Genomic DNA, 16,436 nt, shown 5'->3' with positions numbered 1-16,436 from the left:
TCCGTCGTTGCACCTGGTCCTGGGAGACGAAGAGCTGTTGGTCGAGCGGGCGGTGGCCGCGGTGCTGCGGTCGGCGCGCGAGCGGGCGGGCGCCGACGCGGACACGATCCCGGTGAACCGCGTGCGGGCCGGCGATGTCAGCACCTATGAGCTCGCCGAGCTGCTCAGCCCGTCGCTGTTCGCCGACGAACGCATCGTCGTGCTCGAGGCGGCCGGCGAGGCGGGCAAGGAAGCCGCGGCGATGATCGCGGCGGCCTGCGCCGACATCCCGCCGGGCACCGAGCTGGTCGTCGTGCACTCCGGTGGCGGACGGGCCAAGGCGCTGGCCGCCGAGCTGCAATCGCTGGGCGCGGTCGTACATCGGTGTGCGCGCATCACCAAGCTCGGCGAACGCGTCGACTTCATCCGCAAGGAGTTCCGTGCGCTGCGGGTCAAGGCCGACGAGCAGACGGTGACGGCCCTGATCGACGCCGTCGGCTCCGATGTGCGTGAGCTCGCCGCGGCGTGTTCGCAGTTGGTCGCCGACACCGGCGGCGAGGTGAACGCCGCCGCGGTGCGCCGCTATCACAGCGGCAAGGCCGAGGTGAAGGGCTTTGACATCGCGGACAAGGCCGTCGCGGGCGATGTCGCGGGAGCCGCGGAGGCGCTGCGGTGGGCGATGATGCGCGGCGAGCCCCTCGTGGTGCTGGCGGATGCCCTCGCCGAGGCCGTGCACACCATCGGGCGGGTCGGTCCGCTGTCCGGCGACCCCTACCGCCTGGCCGGTCAGCTGGGGATGCCGCCGTGGCGGGTGCAGAAGGCGCAGAAACAGGCGCGGCGCTGGTCGCGCGATTCGGTGGCCGAGGCCATGAAGGTGGTGGCGGCGCTGAACGCCGACGTCAAGGGTGCCGCTGCGGACGCCGACTATGCGCTGGAATCAGCGGTCAGGCAGGTTGCCGAATTGGTGGCCGACGGCGGCCGGTGAGGCGGTCTCAGATCTTGTTGAGCGCGCGGGCCAGTGCGGACTTCTTGTTGGCCGCCTGGTTCTTGTGAATGACGCCCTTGCTGGCCGCCTTGTCCAGCTTGCGGTTGGTCGCGACCAGCAGCTCCGCGGCCTTGTCTTTGTCGCCACCGTCGGCGGCCTCGCGGAACGCGCGCACGGCGGTACGCAGCGAGGACTTCACCGACTTGTTGCGCAGCCGAGCGCGCTCGTTGGTCTTGATGCGCTTCTGCTGCGACTTGATGTTGGCCACGGAAAATTCCTTCAGTTGTTTCGCCGATTTTGCAGTCTTGGTTTCGGGGCGCCCCACACCCGATTGCGACTGCCCAGGTTAGCAGTCGGTTACGATTTCTCCCAAAACGGGAACCCGTGGCCTGCCAGAACGTCAATTTGAGGCAGCATCTGACACGTGAGTCTTCAACTGGAGAAAACCAGGCGTGGATCCCGCGCTGCTAAGCAACCCCCGGCGCGTTTCGAACGGATCTTTGGCGGCTACAACCTGACGTCGGACGCCTACGCGTCGGCCTTCGACGAGATGTTCGACGCCCACGGCAATGTGCGCGGCCCGTACAAGGGCATCTATGCCGAGCTCGCGCCGTCGGACGCCTCCGACCTCGAAGCCCGCTCCGAAGCGCTGGCCCGTGCCTTCATCGACCAGGGCATCACGTTCTCCCTGTCCGGGCAGGAGCGGCCGTTCCCGCTCGACCTGGTGCCGCGGGTGATCTCGGCCGCCGAATGGACCCGGCTGGAGCGCGGCATCATCCAGCGGGTCAAAGCCCTCGAGATGTACCTCGACGACATCTACGGCGATCAGGAGATCCTGAACGACGGCGTCATCCCGCGCCGGCTGATCACGTCCTGCGAGCACTTTCACCGGCAGGCGTTCGGCATCGTCCCGCCCAACGGGGTACGCATCCACGTCGCCGGCATCGACTTGATCAAGGACGAGAAGGGCACCTGGCGTGTGCTCGAGGACAACCTGCGCTCGCCGTCGGGGGTGTCCTACGTGATGGAGAACCGGCGCACGATGGCGCGCGTCTTCCCGAACCTGTTCGCCAGTCACCGGGTGCGCGCGGTCGACGACTACGCCGCGCATCTGCTGCGTGCCCTGCGCAACTCCGCGGCCACCAACGAGGCCGACCCGACCGTCGTGGTGCTGACCCCCGGCGTCTACAACTCGGCCTATTTCGAGCATTCGCTGTTGGCCCGGCAGATGGGCGTCGAACTCGTCGAGGGCCGCGACCTGTTCTGCCGTGACAACCAGGTGTACATGCGCACCACCGAGGGCGAGACCCAGGTCGACGTCATCTACCGGCGTATCGACGATATCTTCCTGGACCCGCTGCAGTTCCGGGCCGACTCGGTACTCGGTGTCGCCGGCCTGGTCAACGCCGCCCGTGCCGGCAATGTCGTCATCTCCAGCGCGATCGGCAACGGTGTCGGGGACGACAAACTCGTCTACACCTACGTGCCGACCATGATCGAGTACTACCTGGGCGAAAAGCCGTTGCTGGCCAACGTGGAGACCTTCCGCTGTTGGTTGGCCGACGAACGCCAAGAGGTGCTGGACCGGCTCGACGAGTTGGTCATCAAGCCGGTCGAAGGGTCCGGCGGGTACGGCATCGTGTTCGGGCCCGACGCTTCCGAGAAGGAACTGGCTGCCGTCGGCAAGAAGATCCGCGACGATCCGCGCAGCTGGATCGCGCAACCGATGATGGAGTTGTCGACCGTGCCGACGCAGATCGACAGCGCGTTGGCCCCCCGCTACGTCGACCTGCGGCCCTTCGCGGTCAACGACGGTGACGACGTCTGGGTACTGCCGGGCGGGCTGACCCGGGTGGCGCTCGAGGAGGGCTCGCGGGTGGTCAACTCGAGCCAAGGGGGCGGCTCGAAGGACACCTGGGTGCTGGCGTCGTCGCGCGCAGCGGCCGCCGACCGCGAGCTGGGCGCCGCCGAGGTGGTGCGTTCGTTGCCGAAATCCAAGACGGACACGGCGGACGGCGCGACCCAGCAACAGTCCAACGGCGACCAGCCGCGCGATGCTGCGCCGCACAAGAAGAAGCAAAAGCAGCAGCAAGAGCAACACCAGCAGCGAGGGGTGGTGCACTGATGTTGGCCCGCAACGCCGAATCGCTTTATTGGATCGGTCGCTACGTCGAGCGGGCCGACGACACCGCCCGGATCCTGGACGTCGCGCTGCATCAATTGCTGGAAGATTCCAGCGTCGACCCCGACCACGCATCACGGGTGTTGTTGCGGGTGCTCGGTATCGAGCCGCCTGATGACGAATTGGATGTCTGGTCGCTGACCGATCTGGTGGCCTACAACACCGACGACCGGGGTGGTACGTCGATCGTCGAGGCGATCACGGCGGCGCGCGAGAATGCGAAGTCGGCGCGCGAGGTGACCTCCATCGAGATCTGGGAGTGCCTCAACACCACCTACAACGCCTTGCCCGAACGCCAGCGTGCCGCCAAACGCCTTGGGCCGCACGAATTCTTGTCGTTTGTCGAGGGCCGGGCGGCAATGTTCGCGGGCCTGGCCGACTCCACGCTGTCCCGCGATGACGGATACCGGTTCATGGTGTTGGGCCGCGCGATCGAGCGCGTGGACATGACCGTGCGGCTGTTGCTGTCTCGAGTGGGCGACAGTGCGTCCTCACCGGCCTGGGTGACGTTGCTGCGCTCGGCGGGCGCGCACGACACCTATCTGCGTACCTACCGCGGCGCGCTGGACGCCGGCCGAGTGGTCGAGTTCATGCTGCTCGACCGATTGTTCCCCCGGTCGGTGTTCTACTCGCTGAAGCTGGCCGAACACAGCATCGAAGAGTTGGTGCGCAACCCGCAGAGCCGGGTGGGGGCCACCGTCGAAGCCCAGCGACTGCTCGGACAAGCCCGCAGCGAACTGGAATTCCTGCCGCCGGGAGTATTGCTTGAGACGCTCGAAACGCGCCTGGCGGCGTTGCAGAAGACTTGCTATGACGTCGGAGAGGCGTTGGCGCTGCAGTACTTTCACGTCACGCCGTGGGTCGCCTGGTCGGATGCCGGTCGCAGTGCGGAACTGGTCGCCCGCAACGGAGACATCTGATGTGGCGGCTGCGCGTGGTGCACACCACCGGATTTGCCTACCAATCCCCGGTGACTGCGTCCTACAACGAGGCCCGGCTGACGCCGCAGTCTGACACCCGGCAAAACGTCATCCTGAACCGGGTGGAAACCATCCCGGCGACCCGGTCGTACCGCTTCACCGATTACTGGGGAACCGCCGTCACGGCATTCGACCTGCACGCTCCGCACACCGATCTCACGGTCACTTCCTCGTCGGTCGTGGAAACCGAGATGCCAGAGCCACCCGAGACCGACGTTGGCTGGGACGACCTGGAATCCGAGGCCGTGATCGATCGGTTCGACGAATTTCTGACCCCCACCGAGCGCACCCCGGACAGCAAGCGACTGAGGCCCATCTCCAAGAGGCTCGCCAAGCGGGCCGAGCCCGCCGAAGCGGTTGTGGCCGTGGCCAAGTTCGTGCGCGAGGAGCTTGACTACCTGCCGGGCGCCACGGGTGTGCATACCTCGGGCCTTGACGCGCTGCACGCGGGTCGGGGTGCCTGCAAAGACTTCGTGCATCTGTCGCTGATGCTGTTGCGCGGCATGGGAATTCCCGCACGTTACGTGTCCGGGTACCTGCACCCCAAAGCGGACGCCGTCGTCGGCGATACCGTGGACGGGCGCAGCCACGCCTGGCTGCAGGCCTGGATCGGCTCCTGGTGGAATTACGACCCCACCAACGAGAGCGAGATCAACGAGCGCTACGTCAGCGTGGGCGTCGGTCGCGACTACACCGATGTGTCACCGCTGAAGGGCATCTACTCGGGCGAAGGCGCCACCGACCTCGACGTCGTAGTGGAGATCACGCGGCTGGCCTAGCCCTAGCTCGCCGTGGGAGCCGAGACCTCGACGCGGTGCAGGTCGTTGCCGAGTTCGATGCGGCCCCCGAACTCCGAAGCGGCCAGCGCCCGCCACTGCTCTTCCTGGCCCGGCGCCAGTGGCGGCACGTAGTGCGTCATGACCAGCGTGCCCACCCCTGCGCGGGCCGCGGTTGCGGCGGCTTGCTCGACCGATGAGTGGTAATCGCAGATGTCCTGCAACCGTTGCTGCGGGATGCTCAAAACGATGTCCTTGCGAATCACTGTGTGCACCAGCGCATCTGCGCCGGAGGCCAGTTCGTCCAGGGTGGCGCAGGGCACCGTGTCCCCGGCCAATACCACTGAGGCACCGCCGGATTCGATCCGGAACCCGATGGTGGGTGCCACCGGGCGGTGATCGGTCGGGGCTACCCGGATCGACACGCCGTCGCGGTCCCACACCGGGCCGTCGGTGTATTCGTGGACCTCGATGGCCGGCGGCGCGTTCAGATCGGCGTGATGGGCGAGCCGGTATCCGATGTCGCGGCTGAACGCGTTGAGCATCGCGTCGACGGTCTCCGCGGTGCCCGGCGGGCCGATGATCGGCAGCGGCGCCGGGTCGGGGTCGAAGGTGCTGATCCACCGCGTGATCAGCAGGTCGCCGAGTTCGGCGATGTGGTCGCTGTGCAGGTGGGTGAGCAGTAGCGCCGACAGGCCGGCGGCGCCGACGCCCACCGCCGCGGACCGCTGCAGCACACCCCGGCCGCAGTCCACCAGGAAGACCTGTCCACCGGCCCGCACCAGGGTCGAGGGGCCGGCGCGGTTGGGGTCGGGTATCGGGCTGCCGGTACCAAGCAGGGTGATCTCGATCATGCTCACAATCCTTGCAAGCCGCGGGCCGCGTGGCGGTCGATTCGGCTGATGGGACACGCCGCCGAGGGCGACGAACTCACCCCACCGGGGGCGAATCTCGACCGCGAACGTCATGGTATGGGGCCTTTTTGGTTGCGGTTTCGGGCGTTATCTTTCCCGCCGCGCGAGTTGGCCGTAGCCTGTGTGAAGCAGATCACAACGTGCTGGAGGGCTTGATGCGGATCGCGGACGTCTTGCGAAACAAGGGTGCGGCGGTGACGACGATCAACGCTGAGGCCACGGTCGCCGAGCTGCTCGCCGGTCTGGCCGAACAGAACATCGGCGCCATGGTGGTGGTGGGCGACGAGGGTGTCGTCGGGATCGTCTCGGAGCGCGACGTTGTGCGTCAGCTGCACACTCACGGCGCCAGTGTGCTGTCCCGGCCGGTCTCGAAGATCATGACCACCATGGTGGCCACCTGCGGCAAGACCGACACGGTCGACGCCATCAGTGTGCTGATGACCACCAACCGGGTGCGTCACGTGCCGGTGCTCGACGGTAAGAAGCTCATCGGCATCGTCAGCATCGGCGACGTGGTCAAGACCCGGATGGAACAGCTCGAGGCCGAGCAGGAGCAGCTGCACTCCTACATCACCCAGGGCTAGGCGTGGACTAGCCCCACGAATAGTCGGCGCGTAACCGCGCGGCCACCACATCGAAAATTTTGCGTTCCAGGATCGCGCCCTCGCGGCGAATGCCCTCTTCGGGAACGTCGAGTACTCGGTCCAGCCGGACCCAGCTGGGCCTGCCTTCGTAATCCCAGTCCCCGGCGCCGATCCCGACCCAGTCCCGATCGGACTTGTGCCGTTCCTGGCTGGACAGCATCAGGCCCAACAGGATGCTGCGGTCCCGGCCGACGACCAGCACTGGGCGGTCCTTGCCGCGGGTCGGATCGTCCTCGTAGACCACCCACGTCCACACGATCTCGCCGGGGTCTGCCCGGCCGTCGAGGTTGGGGGCGTACACCACCTTGCGGGCCCGTTGCGCGGTGGGAAAGCTGGCGCTGGTCACCGGGCGGCCCTCCGCGATCGCGGCGGGCGGCGGCGGGGTGGCCGCGGCTATGACGTTCGCGGTGATCTTCACGGCGTGCTGCAGCTCCCGCAACACGACCTGCGAGGTCTGCACGTGCCGGGCCAGCCGCGGAGCCGTGTTGACGACCAGATTTTCGGCAATGCGCTGGAACGTCTTCCATCCCGATTTCCCGGTCGACGCCATATTCGCAGCATAGACGCGACCAGCGGTGAGCGACTGTGTCCGAATGTGTCTGTGCGGCGGGTCATAGATACCCTGGACGTGCGCGCAAACCGCCGCTTGACGCAGTAGTGATGCACAGCCGACCAGGAGATTCCCATCAGCAGTTTCGCCGACCAGACCTTCACCGCGCCGGCGCAGATTCGGAATTTCTGCATCATTGCCCACATCGACCACGGCAAGTCGACGCTGGCGGACCGGATGCTTCAGCTCACCGGCGTCGTCGACGAGCGGTCGATGCGCGCGCAGTACCTGGACCGGATGGACATCGAGCGCGAGCGCGGCATCACCATCAAGGCCCAGAACGTGCGGCTGCCCTGGAAAGTCGGCGACGAACAGTTCGTGCTGCATCTGATCGACACGCCGGGCCACGTCGACTTCACCTACGAGGTGTCCCGCGCGCTGGAAGCCTGCGAGGGTGCGGTGCTGCTGGTCGACGCGGCCCAGGGCATCGAGGCGCAGACGCTGGCGAACCTCTACCTGGCGCTGGACCGCGACCTGCACATCATCCCGGTGCTCAACAAGATCGACCTGCCCGCCGCCGATCCGGACCGCTACGCGGGCGAGATCGCGCACATCATCGGCTGCGAACCCGGTGATGTGCTGCGGGTGTCCGGCAAGACCGGGGAGGGCGTGGCCGACCTGCTCGATCACCTGGTGCGTGAGGTGCCCCCGCCGCAGGGCGACGCCGACGCCCCGACCCGCGCGATGATCTTCGACTCGGTCTACGACATCTACCGGGGTGTGGTGACCTATGTCCGCGTGGTGGACGGCAAGATCGTCCCGCGTGAGCGCATCTTGATGATGTCCACCGGTGCCACCCACGAACTGCTCGAGGTCGGCATCGTCTCGCCCGAGCCGAAGCCCAGCGCGGGCCTGGGAGTCGGGGAGGTCGGCTACCTGATCACCGGCGTGAAGGACGTCCGCCAGTCCAAGGTCGGGGACACCGTGACCACGGCCCGCCACGGCGCCAAGGAAGCGTTGACGGGCTACCGCGAGCCGAAGCCGATGGTCTATTCGGGCCTGTATCCCGTCGACGGATCGGACTACCCGGACCTGCGCGACGCGCTGGACAAGCTGCAACTCAACGACGCCGCGCTGACCTACGAGCCGGAGACATCGGTGGCGCTGGGGTTCGGGTTCCGGTGCGGGTTCCTGGGCCTGCTGCACATGGAGATCACCCGCGAGCGCCTCGAGCGCGAGTTCGACCTGGACCTGATCTCGACGTCGCCGAACGTTGTGTACCGGGTGATCAAAGAGGACGGCAGCGAGATCGTGGTGACCAACCCGTCGGACTGGCCCGAAGGCAAGATCCGTTCGGTGTTCGAGCCGGTGGTGAAGACGACGGTCATCGCGCCGAGCGAGTTCGTCGGCACGATCATGGAGCTGTGCCAGTCGCGCCGCGGCGAGTTGGGCGGCATGGACTATCTGTCGCCCGAACGGGTGGAGCTGCGCTACACGATGCCGCTGGGGGAGATCATCTTCGACTTCTTCGACTCGCTGAAGTCGCGGACCCGCGGCTACGCCAGCCTCGACTACGAGGAGGCCGGCGAGCAGGAGGCCGACCTGGTCAAGGTCGACATCCTGCTGCAGGGCGAGGCCGTCGACGCGTTCAGCGCGATCGTGCACAAGGACGCCGCTTCGGCCTACGGCAACAAGATGACCACCAAGCTCAAGGAGCTGATCCCACGCCAGCAGTTCGAAGTGCCGGTGCAGGCGGCCATCGGGTCGAAAATCATTGCGCGCGAGAATATTCGGGCGATCCGCAAGGACGTCTTGTCGAAGTGTTACGGCGGTGACATCACCCGTAAACGCAAACTTCTGGAAAAACAGAAGGAAGGCAAGAAGCGGATGAAGACCATCGGGCGCGTCGACGTTCCGCAGGAGGCGTTCGTCGCGGCGCTGTCCACCGATTCAGCGGGGGACAAGGGCAAGAAGTAGCCATGGGCTTTCGCGGCGGGACGCGAGCAGTTGGCCTGCTGGCCGTCTGCCTGCTGAGCGCCGGCTGCGTTGACACCGTGGCCGGGAGGCCGACCGGCGCGGGCGGCGCTGTGCGGGTGGTGCCGCTCGAGCAGATCCTGCCGAGCGGCGACGAGGTCAACGCGGCGGTGGGCAACAAACTGATGCCGGAGGGCCCACCCGAAGTGGGCGGTATCGCGGTGCTGCCGAACGGGATTCGCGATGACAACGACGCGACGCCCGTCGAGTGCATCGGGGTGACCTCCGCGCTGCTGCGCGTCGTGTACGAAGAGGCACTGGTTCGCGCCGTGGCTGCCCAGAACTATTGGAATTCCGACCTCAGCGTGGCGGTGTTCAGCGTGCGCGCGGGCGCCGTCCGGCTGTCGTCATCGACGGACGCGCAGCGACTCTTCGTGTCGTTCGTCCGGCAGTGGCAAAAGTGCGCGGGGAGCACGGTCACACTGCGCACGCACGACTCGGAGAACACCGAGCTGTATTTGCGGGTCGAGGACGTCAAGGTCGACGGACCGTTGCTCTCGGCGACGGTCGTCAGCTGGGATAACCACCACACCCCGCCTACTCCCGACGAGCGCGCTGTGGGGATGGGTTCCGACGTCGTTGTCGACGTGCGGGTTTCCGTCGGGCCCGGCGCCCAGGCCGCGACGCGGGCAGTCGATCTCGCCAGGGTGATGCTGCAGAATGTCGCGAGCACCAGCTAGCGTGTCGGACGCTACATTGGGGCGTTGGCGGGCTGGAACATGCCCGAGCCGTCAAGCTCCTCTTCGGCGCGGATCACGTGCACCACGGCATTGATCAGCGCCAGGTGGGTGAACGCCTGCGGGAAGTTGCCCAGGTGCCGGCCGGTGCGCGGCTCGATCTCCTCGGCGTAGAGATACAGCGGGCTGGCGTAGGCCAGCAGCCGCTCGCACAGCCGCTTGGCGCGGGCCACCTCGCCGATCTCGACCAGCGCCGACACCAACCAGAACGAGCAGATGGTGAAGGTGCCCTCTTCGCCGGACAGGCCGTCGTCGGTCTGCTCGACGCGGTAGCGCAGCACCAGGCCTTCCTCGGTGAGCTCGTTGGCGATGGCCAGCACCGTGTCGCGCACCCGCGGGTCGTCCGGCGGCAGGAATCGCGTCAACACCACCAACAGCAGTGAGGCGTCCAGCGCGTCGCTGCCGTAGCGCTGCGTGAACACCCCGCGGGAGTCGACGCCGTGCTTGAGGATGTCGGCCTTGATCTCCTCGGCGATGGCCCGCCACTGCTGTGCGTAGCTCTTCTCGCCCTGTCGCTCAGCGAGTTTGGAGCCGCGATCGAGCGCGACCCAACACATCACCTTCGATGACGTGAAGTGCTGCGGCTCCCCGCGCACCTCCCAGATCCCGCGGTCGGGCTCACGCCAATGCGCGATCGCCTCTTCCACCTGTTTCTTCAGCACCGGCCACAAGGTCTCCGGGACCTGCTCGCGCGACTTGGCGTGCAGATAGAACGAGTCCAGGATCGATCCCCAAATATCATGCTGCACTTGGTCGTACGCGCCGTTGCCGATGCGCACCGGACGCGCGTGGTCGTAGCCGGACAGGTGATGCAGCTCCTCTTCGACGAGGCTGCGTTCGCCGCCCACGCCGTACATCACCTGCAGCGGGTGGCGTTCGTTGCTGTTGGCGCCGGAGACGTCGGCGATGAAGGCGAAGAAGTCGTCGGCCTCGCGGTCCAGCCCTAACGTATACAGGCCCCACAAGGCGAACGTCGAGTCGCGCACCCAAGCGTAGCGGTAGTCCCAATTGCGTTCGCCCTGCGGGGTTTCCGGCAGCGAGGTGGTGCTGGCCGCCAGCAGGGCGCCGGTCGGCGAATACGTCAGGCCTTTCAGCGTCAGCGCGCTGCGCTGCAGATATTCCCGCCACGGGTGGTCGGGGAAGTTGCCGATGTTGATCCACTGCCGCCAGCATTCGGTGGTTTGCCACATCTTGTCGGCGGCCTCGGCATAGGTCTGCGGTGCCGGGTGCTTGGTCCAGCTCAGGGCGACGAAGACGTCGTCGCCCTCCTTCATTCGGGTGCGGGCCCGCGCCTCGCGCCCCTCCAGCCCGATCCGCAGGTTCGTGGTCAGCTGCAGTGCCGGATGCGCGTCGGGCGCCTTGCCGGCCCGGGCGGTGGCCTCGCTGTAGGCGTTGCCCGAGTACTCCCAGACCGCGCTGTCGCCGTGGTAGTCGAACGCCGGCTCGCAGCTCATCATCAGCTCGACGGTGCCGCTGACGCAGCGCACCGTGCGCAGCAGGATGTGCTCGGCGTCCCAATCCATCGGCGTGCGGCGGTGTGTCTTGGATCGCCGCTCGATGTCATGCCACGGTCCCATCACCAGGGCGTCGCGCACGATCAACCAGCCGGTGTGGGTTTGCCAGGTGGTCTCCATGATCAGGCTGCCCGGCAGGTAACGTCGCGCCGACGGCACCGAGACGCCGTAGGGCCCCAGCCGGAAATGCCCGGCGCTGCGGTCCAGGATCGCGCCGAACACGCTGGGGGAGTCGGGTCGCGGCACGCACAGCCACTCCACCGAGCCGGCCGGCGAGATCAGGCAGGTGGTCTCCCAGTCGGACAGGAAGGCGTAATCGGCAATCGGCGGGAACGGGTTGCGCAGGGCACCGCTGGAGGCGAAGGCGGCGGGGCCGCTGAAATCGAGCGGCGAGGCCAGGGCGGGTTCACCGACCGTCGGCGGAAGCGTTTCAAAGGCCCCGTTCGGGCCGTCCGCACCAGGTTGGCCGCCGGGCTGATCGGCAGGCTGAGCGCGCAGGACCATTCAGCAATCATCATCTGTCACCGGGCCCGCGTCCACGGTTTCGCCGAGCCGACGCGGTTACGGACGCCGGGCGGATTTGGGCGCGTGCTCGGGCAGCGGGCCGATGGCGACCAGATAGGCCACGAATCGCCGCAGCGTCGGCGACCGGCTGACCACGCGGATGGCGCCCGGCGCGTTCGCAGTGCTTCCCGCCACGACGCCGGCGACCACCTGGGCGTGGATCATCCGTTGCACGGTCTGGATGATCGCTGTCGGTATCCAGCGGCGCACCTGCACCCGGGCCAGCTCGCGGGTGTTGACCCGCCCGGCCCGCAGCGGGCCGGCCAGGATGCGCGCGGCGGCCACGGCATCGGCGACCGCCAGGTTGATCCCGACACCACCCACCGGCGACATCGCGTGTGCCGCGTCGCCGATGCACAGCACTCCGTCGGCGTACCAGCGGGAAAGTCGATTCAGTTGCACGTCAAGCAGTTTCACGTCGTCGAATGAACTCAATGTGTCGACCCGGCCGGCCAGCCAGGGTGCCATGTCCACCAGCACCCGGTGCAGCGCCTCGATGCCCTCGGCGCGGATCGCGGCATCGGCTCCCTTGGGGATGAGGTAGGCGATCTGGTAGTAGTCGCCGCGGTCGATCAGGATGACCCCGTGGCCGGACCGGAAGGTGCCGGCGAGTCCGCCGGGGTCTTCGGGGTGGCGTGGCAACCGGAACCACCACACGTCCATCGGGGCGCCGAAGCTGCGCGGGGTGACGCCCATCGCCGCGCGCACCGTCGACCCGCGGCCGTCGCAGGCCACGGTGAGCACGGCGCGCATCTGCTTGGTTTCGCCGCTCGGGTCGCGGTAGCTGACGCCCACGACGCGGTCGCCATCCCGGATCAGGCCGGTCACCTCGGTGCTCCGCAACAATTGGAAGGTGGGTTCGGCCTCGGCGGCGCCGGCCACCATCTCGAGGAAGTCCCACTGCGGCACCAGCGCGATGTGCTGATGCGCGCCCGGCAGGTGGGACAGATCGAGGTTCACCGGCTGGCCCTGCATCTCCAGGTGAATGGTGTCGATGAGGCGATGTGGGAGCTCGGCGAACCGCGGCCCCAAACCCAGCTCGTCGAGCAGCCCCAACGTGCTCGCGTGCACGGTGTCGCCCCGGAAGTCGCGCAGGAAATCGGCGTGTTTTTCCATCACGGTGACTCTTACGCCGGCCCGCGCGAGCAGCAGGCCGAGCACCACGCCGGCCGGACCGCCGCCGGCGACCAGACAGGTCGTCGCCTCGGGTGCAGGGGATGGGGCGGCCACTCGCCGATCTTGACACACTGGTTTTCACCGCCGAGGCGAATAGATAGTGTGGGGCGGGTGAACGGGTTCCTCAATTGGTGGGACGGCAACGAGCTGTGGCTTTCCGGCCTGGCTTTCGTGCTGCAGGCCATGGTGGTGATGCCCGTCGTCCTGGTGGTGGCCTACGGCACCGCGGCTTTGCTGGACACCGTGCTCGGCCGGGGTATCGGATTGATGCGCCGCGCCCGTCACGCCGACGGGACGCCCGGGTAAGCCCTATGCCGCGGTCACATGTGACCTTGGTGCTCGTCGCGTTGGTGGTGTTGGTGATCGTCGCCTGGCTGATGACCCACTGACACGCGCCGCCGCGATCGGCACGCGGGGTGGCCCGGTGGCGGGCCAGCGAATTCCTGTTAGGCTTCGCGCCATGCACCTGGCATCCGGTTCCCTGGACTTGGACTGTCGTATCTGCGTTCACTGTTGTCGCTGATTACCAACCCGTTGCGCGGTCTGGTAGGGAATAGGCGAATTCTCCTGCAGCTCTGAATGCCCTTCCGCAGTAACGGGAACGAGTTCCCTGAAGTCCCGCACTGGAAGGTCGCGAATGCCTCACTACATCGGCAGCGCACGGAGTTGGCGGCCCTTCCGACATGTCTGGACGCTGACACTGACTGCCGGTGTCGTCGCCGCGTGCCAGGGCGGCCCCAGCGACGTCGTCGGTGGGGGCGGACCATCCAACGCGCACACCACCATCACCCTGGTCGCCTACTCCGTCCCAGAACCCGGGTGGAGCAAGGTGATTCCCGCATTCAACGCCTCTGAGGAGGGCAAGAGCATTCAGGTGATCACCTCGTACGGGGCTTCGGGCGATCAGTCGCGCGGCGTCGTCGACGGCAAGCCGGCCGACGTGGTCAACTTCTCGGTGGAACCCGACATCGCCCGGCTGGTTAAGGCGGGCAAGGTGTCCAAGGACTGGAATACCGATGCCACCAAGGGCATTCCGTTCGGTTCAGTGGTGTCGTTGGTGGTGCGCAAGGGCAATCCGAAGAACATCAAAGACTGGGACGATCTGTTGCGGCCCGGGGTCGAGGTCATCACCCCCAGCCCGCTGAGTTCGGGCTCGGCGAAATGGAATCTACTGGCCCCGTACGCCGCAAAGAGCGACGGCGGCAGCAATAACCAAGCGGGGATTGACTTTATCGGCAAGCTGGTGCGCGAGCATGTCAAGCTTCGTCCCGGTTCCGGGCGGGAAGCCACCGAGGTCTTCGTCCAGGGCAGTGGTGACGTGTTGATCAGCTACGAAAACGAAGCCATCGTCGCCGAGCGGGCAGGCAAGCCGGTCGAGCACGTCATCCCGCGGCAAACCTTCAAGATTGAAAACCCGGTAGCGGTCGTCACCACCAGCCCGAACCTCGGCGCCGCCACCGCGTTCAAGAACTTCCAGTACACCGCCGACGCGCAGAAGGTGTGGGCGCAGGCCGGTTTTCGGCCGGTCGACCCGGCGGTCGCCGCCGAGTTTCGCAATGAGTTCCCGGCGCCGGCCAAGCTGTGGACGATCGCCGATCTGGGCGGCTGGGCCACGGTCGACCCGCAGCTGTTCGACAAGAACAACGGCAGCATCACGAAGATCTACACGAAGGCCACCGGATGACGACGGCCATCACGCCTGATCCCGAGGCGATCCGCCCCGAACTCGACGAGCCGACGGGTGACGGTGCACGCCGGCGGTCCGCACGCGGCTTCGTACCGCCGGGCACCACGTCACTGCGAGTCGGTGTGGCGACGCTGTGGCTGTCGGTCATCGTGCTGCTGCCGCTGGCCGCGATCGCGTGGCAGGCCGCCGGTGGCGGCTGGCACGCCTTCTGGCTGGCGGTCACGTCCAACGCGGCGCTGGAATCGTTCCGGGTGACGCTGACCATCAGCGTCGGGGTCACTCTGGTCAACCTCGTGTTCGGCCTGGTGATCGCCTGGATCCTGGTGCGCGACGACTTCATCGGCAAGCGGCTGGTCGACACGGTCATCGACCTGCCCTTCGCGCTGCCGACGATCGTCGCCAGCCTGGTGATGCTGGCCCTCTATGGCAACAACAGCCCGATCGGGCTGCACTTGCAGCACACCGCGTGGGGCGTGGCGGTAGCGCTGGCGTTCGTCACGCTGCCGTTCGTGGTGCGCGCCGTGCAGCCGGTGCTGATCGAGATCGACCGGGAAACCGAGGAGGCGGCCGCGTCATTGGGCGCCAGCGGCCCCAAGATCTTCACCTCCGTCATCCTGCCGTCGCTGTTGCCGTCGCTGTTGTCCGGCGCGGGCCTGGCATTTTCGCGGGCCATCGGCGAATTCGGTTCGGTGGTGCTGATCGGCGGGGCGGTGCCGGGCAAGACCGAGGTCTCGTCGCAGTGGATCCGGACTCTGATCGAGAATGACGACCGCACCGGTGCCGCCGCGATATCGATTGTGTTGCTGCTGATTTCGTTCGCCCTGCTATTCGTCCTGCGCATCGTTGGTGCGCGCGCCGCCCGACGCGAGGAGCGGGACTCGTGACGTCGTCGCCGTGGGTTCGCTACCTCACCCGGTTCGTCGGACTGAGCTACATCCTCGTGTTGCTGATCGTTCCGGTGGCGGTGATCCTCTGGCGGACCTTTGAACCTGGGTTCGGTCAGTTCTACGACTGGGTCAGCACGCCAGCCGCGATCTCCGCGCTGAACCTGTCGCTGCTGGTGGTGGCCATCGTGGTGCCGCTCAACGTCGTCTTCGGCATTCCCACGGCATTGGTTCTGGCGCGCACCAAATTCCGCGGCAAGGGAGTGTTGCAGGCGGTGATCGACCTGCCGTTCGCCGTTTCGCCGGTGATCGTCGGCGTCGCGCTGATCCTGTTGTGGGGATCGGCGGGCGCGCTGGGGTTCGTCGAGCGCGACCTTGGGATCAAGGTCATCTTCGGCCTGCCGGGCATCGTCCTCGCCAGTATCTTCGTGACGCTGCCCTTCGTGGTGCGGGAAGTCGAACCGGTGTTGCACGAGGTGGGCACCGACCAGGAGCAGGCGGCGGCCACCTTGGGTTCCGGTTGGTGGCAGACGTTTTGGCGGATCACGCTGCCGTCCATCCGCTGGGGCCTGACCTACGGCATCGTGCTGACCGTCGCCCGCACGCTCGGCGAATACGGGGCGGTCATCATCGTGTCGTCCAACCTGCCGGGCAAGTCGCAGACCCTGACGCTGCTGGTCTCGGACCGATACAACCGCGGGGCCGAGTACGGCGCCTACGCGCTGTCTACGTTGCTGATGGGAGTCGCCGTGGCGGTTCTGATCGTCCAGGTGATTCTCGATGTTCGCCGTGCACGGGCGAACAAGGTTGCTTGACAAGGAGACACAGAC

The 16,436-nt window shown here is 66.9% G+C and carries 16 protein-coding genes; 11 read left to right on the top strand and 5 right to left on the bottom strand.

Features of this window, described 5'->3' with window-relative positions:
- Window positions 1–7: 7 nt before the first annotated feature.
- On the top strand, window positions 8–964 hold the full coding sequence (gene holA / locus MSG_RS16955; protein ID WP_096444623.1) for a DNA polymerase III subunit delta: 957 nt from the start codon (window positions 8–10) through the stop codon (window positions 962–964).
- Between the two features lie 7 nt (window positions 965–971).
- Here holA and rpsT read toward each other — a convergent pair whose 3' ends face one another.
- Entirely contained in the window at window positions 972–1,232 is a 261-nt protein-coding gene (gene rpsT, locus MSG_RS16950) for a 30S ribosomal protein S20 (RefSeq protein WP_096444622.1), read from the bottom strand.
- Window positions 1,233–1,388: 156 nt separating this feature from the next.
- Between rpsT and MSG_RS16945 the strand changes: the two genes are divergently transcribed.
- Genes MSG_RS16945 through MSG_RS16935 form a run of 3 tightly spaced genes read left to right on the top strand, consistent with a single transcriptional unit; the run spans window position 1,389 to window position 4,905 of the window.
- On the top strand, window positions 1,389–3,089 hold the full coding sequence (locus MSG_RS16945) for a circularly permuted type 2 ATP-grasp protein (protein WP_096441350.1): 1,701 nt from the start codon (window positions 1,389–1,391) through the stop codon (window positions 3,087–3,089).
- A complete protein-coding gene (locus tag MSG_RS16940; protein WP_096441348.1) occupies window positions 3,089–4,066 on the top strand; it encodes an alpha-E domain-containing protein in 978 nt (325 codons plus the stop codon). Before MSG_RS16945 ends, MSG_RS16940 begins: the two co-directional genes overlap by 1 nt.
- Window positions 4,066–4,905 carry a transglutaminase family protein gene (locus tag MSG_RS16935; RefSeq protein WP_096441346.1) on the top strand — a complete coding sequence of 280 codons (840 nt, stop codon included), beginning with the start codon at window positions 4,066–4,068 and terminating at the stop codon, window positions 4,903–4,905. The genes MSG_RS16940 and MSG_RS16935 overlap by 1 nt, the downstream gene beginning before the upstream one ends.
- Before the next feature lie 2 nt (window positions 4,906–4,907).
- Here MSG_RS16935 and MSG_RS16930 read toward each other — a convergent pair whose 3' ends face one another.
- Window positions 4,908–5,756: a ribonuclease Z gene (locus MSG_RS16930; protein ID WP_096444621.1), complete on the bottom strand. Its 849-nt coding sequence runs from the start codon at window positions 5,754–5,756 to the stop codon at window positions 4,908–4,910.
- Between the two features lie 215 nt (window positions 5,757–5,971).
- Between MSG_RS16930 and MSG_RS16925 the strand changes: the two genes are divergently transcribed.
- On the top strand, window positions 5,972–6,400 hold the full coding sequence (locus tag MSG_RS16925; protein WP_096444620.1) for a CBS domain-containing protein: 429 nt from the start codon (window positions 5,972–5,974) through the stop codon (window positions 6,398–6,400).
- Between the two features lie 7 nt (window positions 6,401–6,407).
- On the opposite strand, the gene MSG_RS16920 is transcribed toward MSG_RS16925, so the two are convergent.
- Window positions 6,408–7,010 carry a type II toxin-antitoxin system PemK/MazF family toxin gene (locus tag MSG_RS16920; protein ID WP_096441344.1) on the bottom strand — a complete coding sequence of 201 codons (603 nt, stop codon included), beginning with the start codon at window positions 7,008–7,010 and terminating at the stop codon, window positions 6,408–6,410.
- Window positions 7,011–7,139: 129 nt separating this feature from the next.
- On the opposite strand from MSG_RS16920, the gene lepA reads away from it, so the two are divergent.
- Both lepA and MSG_RS16910 read left to right on the top strand, forming a co-directional pair.
- On the top strand, window positions 7,140–8,987 hold the full coding sequence (lepA, locus tag MSG_RS16915; RefSeq protein ID WP_096441342.1) for a translation elongation factor 4: 1,848 nt from the start codon (window positions 7,140–7,142) through the stop codon (window positions 8,985–8,987).
- A gap of 2 nt (window positions 8,988–8,989) precedes the next feature.
- Window positions 8,990–9,724, top strand: a complete 735-nt coding sequence (locus tag MSG_RS16910) for a sensor domain-containing protein (RefSeq protein WP_096441340.1) — start codon at window positions 8,990–8,992, stop codon at window positions 9,722–9,724.
- A gap of 11 nt (window positions 9,725–9,735) precedes the next feature.
- On the opposite strand, the gene MSG_RS16905 is transcribed toward MSG_RS16910, so the two are convergent.
- Complete coding sequence (locus tag MSG_RS16905) at window positions 9,736–11,799, bottom strand: glycoside hydrolase family 15 protein (RefSeq protein WP_096441338.1); 2,064 nt, start codon at window positions 11,797–11,799, stop codon at window positions 9,736–9,738.
- Between the two features lie 57 nt (window positions 11,800–11,856).
- The gene (locus MSG_RS16900) at window positions 11,857–13,089 is read right to left on the bottom strand and encodes an FAD-dependent oxidoreductase (protein ID WP_096441336.1); all 1,233 of its coding nucleotides are present in this window, start codon (window positions 13,087–13,089) and stop codon (window positions 11,857–11,859) included.
- Window positions 13,090–13,137: 48 nt separating this feature from the next.
- Here MSG_RS16900 and MSG_RS16895 point away from each other — a divergent pair, with 48 nt between their 5' ends.
- The 4 genes from MSG_RS16895 to cysW all read left to right on the top strand — a co-directional run bounded on the left by MSG_RS16895 (window position 13,138) and on the right by cysW (window position 16,421).
- Window positions 13,138–13,341, top strand: coding sequence for a hypothetical protein (locus tag MSG_RS16895; protein ID WP_232011067.1), 204 nt, complete (start codon window positions 13,138–13,140; stop codon window positions 13,339–13,341).
- Between the two features lie 331 nt (window positions 13,342–13,672).
- Complete coding sequence (locus MSG_RS16890; RefSeq protein WP_096441332.1) at window positions 13,673–14,719, top strand: sulfate ABC transporter substrate-binding protein; 1,047 nt, start codon at window positions 13,673–13,675, stop codon at window positions 14,717–14,719.
- The gene (gene cysT, locus MSG_RS16885) at window positions 14,716–15,606 is read left to right on the top strand and encodes a sulfate ABC transporter permease subunit CysT (RefSeq protein WP_096441330.1); all 891 of its coding nucleotides are present in this window, start codon (window positions 14,716–14,718) and stop codon (window positions 15,604–15,606) included. The genes MSG_RS16890 and cysT overlap by 4 nt, the downstream gene beginning before the upstream one ends.
- Entirely contained in the window at window positions 15,603–16,421 is an 819-nt protein-coding gene (gene cysW, locus MSG_RS16880) for a sulfate ABC transporter permease subunit CysW (RefSeq protein ID WP_096441328.1), read from the top strand. The genes cysT and cysW overlap by 4 nt, the downstream gene beginning before the upstream one ends.
- The last annotated feature ends 15 nt before the right edge of the window (window positions 16,422–16,436 follow it).

The sequence above is a fragment of the Mycobacterium shigaense genome (genome assembly GCF_002356315.1).
GTDB classification, from domain to species: domain Bacteria; phylum Actinomycetota; class Actinomycetes; order Mycobacteriales; family Mycobacteriaceae; genus Mycobacterium; species Mycobacterium shigaense.
Note: the sequence above shows the minus strand (reverse complement) of the source record. Positions and strands in the feature narration are given on the sequence as shown.

Bases quoted from the DNA above. Each gene is read 5' to 3' on its own strand.
- MSG_RS16910 (WP_096441340.1), top strand. From the start codon at position 8,990: ATGGGCTTTCGCGGCGGGACGCGAGCAGTTGGCCTGCTGGCCGTCTGC.
- MSG_RS16935 (WP_096441346.1), top strand. From the start codon at position 4,066: ATGTGGCGGCTGCGCGTGGTGCACACCACCGGATTTGCCTACCAATCC.
- MSG_RS16930 (WP_096444621.1), bottom strand. From the start codon at position 5,756: ATGATCGAGATCACCCTGCTTGGTACCGGCAGCCCGATACCCGACCCC.
- MSG_RS16920 (WP_096441344.1), bottom strand. From the start codon at position 7,010: ATGGCGTCGACCGGGAAATCGGGATGGAAGACGTTCCAGCGCATTGCC.
- MSG_RS16925 (WP_096444620.1), top strand. From the start codon at position 5,972: ATGCGGATCGCGGACGTCTTGCGAAACAAGGGTGCGGCGGTGACGACG.
- MSG_RS16940 (WP_096441348.1), top strand. From the start codon at position 3,089: ATGTTGGCCCGCAACGCCGAATCGCTTTATTGGATCGGTCGCTACGTC.
- MSG_RS16905 (WP_096441338.1), bottom strand. From the start codon at position 11,799: ATGGTCCTGCGCGCTCAGCCTGCCGATCAGCCCGGCGGCCAACCTGGT.
- cysT (WP_096441330.1), top strand. From the start codon at position 14,716: ATGACGACGGCCATCACGCCTGATCCCGAGGCGATCCGCCCCGAACTC.
- MSG_RS16890 (WP_096441332.1), top strand. From the start codon at position 13,673: ATGCCTCACTACATCGGCAGCGCACGGAGTTGGCGGCCCTTCCGACAT.